The sequence below is a fragment of the Pedobacter agri PB92 genome (assembly GCF_000258495.1).
GTDB classification, from domain to species: Bacteria; Bacteroidota; Bacteroidia; order Sphingobacteriales; family Sphingobacteriaceae; genus Pedobacter; species Pedobacter agri.
In genome coordinates this window covers 1-3,319 of the sequence record NZ_AJLG01000290.1, presented here as the reverse complement: position 1 = coordinate 3,319, position 3,319 = coordinate 1, and the positions used below count along the sequence as shown (strand labels likewise).

Below are 3,319 nucleotides of genomic sequence, written 5' to 3'. Positions count from 1 at the left end.
AGAAACTGTCTCACCATATACTTATCTACAATTTGCCGATACTCTTCGGTATGCTTTAGCATATGTGGACGAGGTCCTACCACGCTCATATCTCCAAAAAAGACATTGAAAAATTGCGGTAGCTCATCGATACTGGTTTTGCGCATAAAAGCACCTATCTTAGTAACTCTCGGATCATTACGCTCTGCCTGTTTAATATCACTGTTTCCATTTACCCTCATACTCCTAAATTTGAAACAATAAAATGGTTCATTATCTCTTCCTGAACGCAATTGTTTAAATATTGGACTTCCTTTGGATTCAATTAAAATCAGGATCATTAATATGGGGAATAACCATGAAAGAACAAATAAAATCACCGCCAGACTGAAAATTATATCAAAGCCTCTTTTAACAATTCTATTTCTCAGCCTGGTCAAAGGCTCTTTTCTGTTTACCAGTATTGGTATGCCATCATAATAATTATTCAACCTATAATTAGACATGGTAAGCGATAATTGTTCCCTTTTGTAATTCATAAAAGAGGTGACGAACCTCACCCTAACGCAATGCTGATCGGCTAAATCAACGATTTCATCAAGGGCATTATCCCGCTCTGGGAACTCCGTGATATATACTTCATCTAAGTCATTTTCAATAGCGTACTTAATTGAATCGCGAAAAGTAGCTATTTTTGAAGTATCACCATCAAATTCTGCATGCTGATAGTGATACGAGCCTGCAAAATTTACTGTTAATGGATTGGTTAGGAAAAATTTTTCAAGTCGGTTACCTAAATCATTGTTTCCTATAATAGCAATGGTTTTTTTGAAAAGATTCATTTTTAAATAATACTTTTCAAATATTTGTATGACTAGGCGTATCCCTATGAGCAGAATAAATTCAACCCCAAAAATTAAAAATATTCTTTTTGTAAAATGAACCGTAGGAGTTAATTGGTTTACTACTGCTGAAAGTAGAACCACATGCAACAAAAACGTTAGAAGTACTTTTCTGTAAAGCAGATCCCGTTTCTGGACATTTTTAAAAGTATAGGTGGTATTAATAAGTGCGCCAGTTAACCAGGATAAGTTAATAAGTACCAAAAATTGCGCAGCACCTCCTATATCAGTCTGTTTTAAATATCCTGAAAAATAAAATATTGCAAAGGAACAATTAATAGCCAGAGCATCTATAATTACTAACAAAGAAATTAATATAAAAACATGACGACTTTTCATAATATGTTGAGGTATATAATGTGGGGTTAAACCCTAAAAGAAGCTTTTAGGACAAACGCTGGAACAGAACATAAATTGACAGATTTTATCTCTGGTAATCAATAGCCCCAAAGGACTACAGCTATGTAATCCACTATACCTTAATACCTCAGGTAAAGCTATAAACGGAAGTATTCATGTTATAATGATTGAATTTGTTGAGTGCTTCAACTTTATTTTGAACGTGTAACCGTTTGTAAATATTCTTACAATGATTTTTTACAGTGTTCGGACTGATTGAAAGTTGATCAGAAATTTCTTTATACAACAGACCTTTACTCAGCAGAGATAACACTTCAAGTTCACGCTCGGTTAGGCCCAGTTTACCTTGCTTCTCATGCTGTTTTCCGCTAAGCAAGCCAATAACTCTTTTAGCGATGTATGGACTCATTGGTGCTCCGCCATCAGAAAGGTCGATAATAGCAGAATGAATTTCTTCCATACTCGAACCTTTTAGAATATAACCTGATGCACCTGATTTAAGTGCATTAAAAACATTTTCATCATTCTGGTAACTTGTACACATCAAGAACTGAGTGAAAGCTAGATAAGACTTTGATTGTCTAACAAAATCGATTCCTGATAGCTTCTGCAACTTAATATCAACAAGTGCGATATCTGGTTTGTCCAGATGCATTTTTTGGAGTGCTTCTTCAGCGGAAGAATAAACACCCTTCAGTGTAAATAAAGAATTAACTTTAATGACTTTAACTAGAAGATTACGATATTGTTCGTGATCTTCAACAATGGAAACTGAAATCATAAAAACATTAATAGGGAGTAATTAATAAACAACTAAACTCTATTACATTTTAGCGTTACTAAATAGGCTAAATATTCAACTTGGCCAACGTAAAGGATAATAGAGACAACTTGTCTTAGGACTCCGGGACTGTCCTTACAACAACGCTAATATACAAAGGTTATTAAATGATATTAAATTCTCTTATGTACTTTTAAATCACCAATTTAGCGTTGTAAAGATACAAGACATTAAATATTAAACAGACTTAACAGGCATACCAGAATAATACAACATATCATATAAATAAATACTAAAATGTAATATTTAACACACAATTTAAAATTAGAAATGAGACACGAATTTTATCATTTAGTTCAAAAATTACACTTAACTCTGTTTGACTATAATGACTACCGCCATGCGCTATGGGTATCATTATTTGCCGTAGTTTTGTTGATGGCCTATGCATTACGGATGATTTATATAAATCAGCGGCTTAAACAAGTAGAGAAAAATGAGTATATCGAACAGAGTAAAGCAATCAGATTAGAAAGACAAAGAATCAGCAGCGAACTTCATGATGAACTGGGATCTGGACTATCAGCAATAAAATTATATTCTGAGTTAGCCAGTAAAAAAAGAGGAGAAATTCATGAATTTAGGGAGCTAAATGAGATGATAAAAGACATTTCGACAAAAATTAATGACATAATTTGGACAACTAGCACAGAAAATGATCAATTAGATAGCGTAATTTTCTTCATTCAGGAACAATTATCAAAACTTTTTCGATATTCTGATATAAAGTTCAACTCAAAACTCCCTGAAGACATCCCTCATTTGAAAACTAAGAGCGAAAGCAGACGTGATTTATACCTATTAGCTAAGGAAATAGCACATAACGCATTAAAACATTCAAAAGCTGATACAATATTTTTAGATATTTCCATTTTTAAAGAAAATATTACTATGGTAATTAAGGATGATGGAGAAGGTTTTGATCCATTGAGGCTTAGAGATGTTGGTATGGGACTTACAAATATTAACACTCGTGTAAAGCGATTAAATGGTACTTTGACAATTGAAAATTATAAAGGCACCAAAATATCAGTGAGCATCCCAATACGAAATAATTTTTACAAGGAGATTGGTAACGGGGAAATAAACAACTCAAAAAAATGGTGGAGAATGAATTAATTTGCAGGTGATAAACCATCTGGTTCGCCAAAATCTGCTATCGGATACCTATAAATCATTTTCAGAATAACCGCAGGGTTTCCACCGATAACACAATTACTCTCAACAGTGTGTACGT

General features: G+C 33.3%; 3 protein-coding genes. 1 reads left to right on the top strand and 2 read right to left on the bottom strand.

Features of this window, described 5'->3' with window-relative positions:
* On the bottom strand, positions 1–1,220 hold a 1,220-nt coding region (locus tag ON09_RS24615), incomplete at its 3' end, for a sugar transferase (protein ID WP_010603458.1).
* A gap of 148 nt (positions 1,221–1,368) precedes the next feature.
* Entirely contained in the window at positions 1,369–2,022 is a 654-nt protein-coding gene (locus ON09_RS23195; RefSeq protein ID WP_010603457.1) for a response regulator, read from the bottom strand.
* 330 nt (positions 2,023–2,352) lie between these two features.
* On the opposite strand from ON09_RS23195, the gene ON09_RS23190 reads away from it, so the two are divergent.
* Positions 2,353–3,201, top strand: coding sequence for a sensor histidine kinase (locus ON09_RS23190; RefSeq protein ID WP_010603456.1), 849 nt, complete (start codon positions 2,353–2,355; stop codon positions 3,199–3,201).
* Positions 3,202–3,319: the final 118 nt, after the last annotated feature.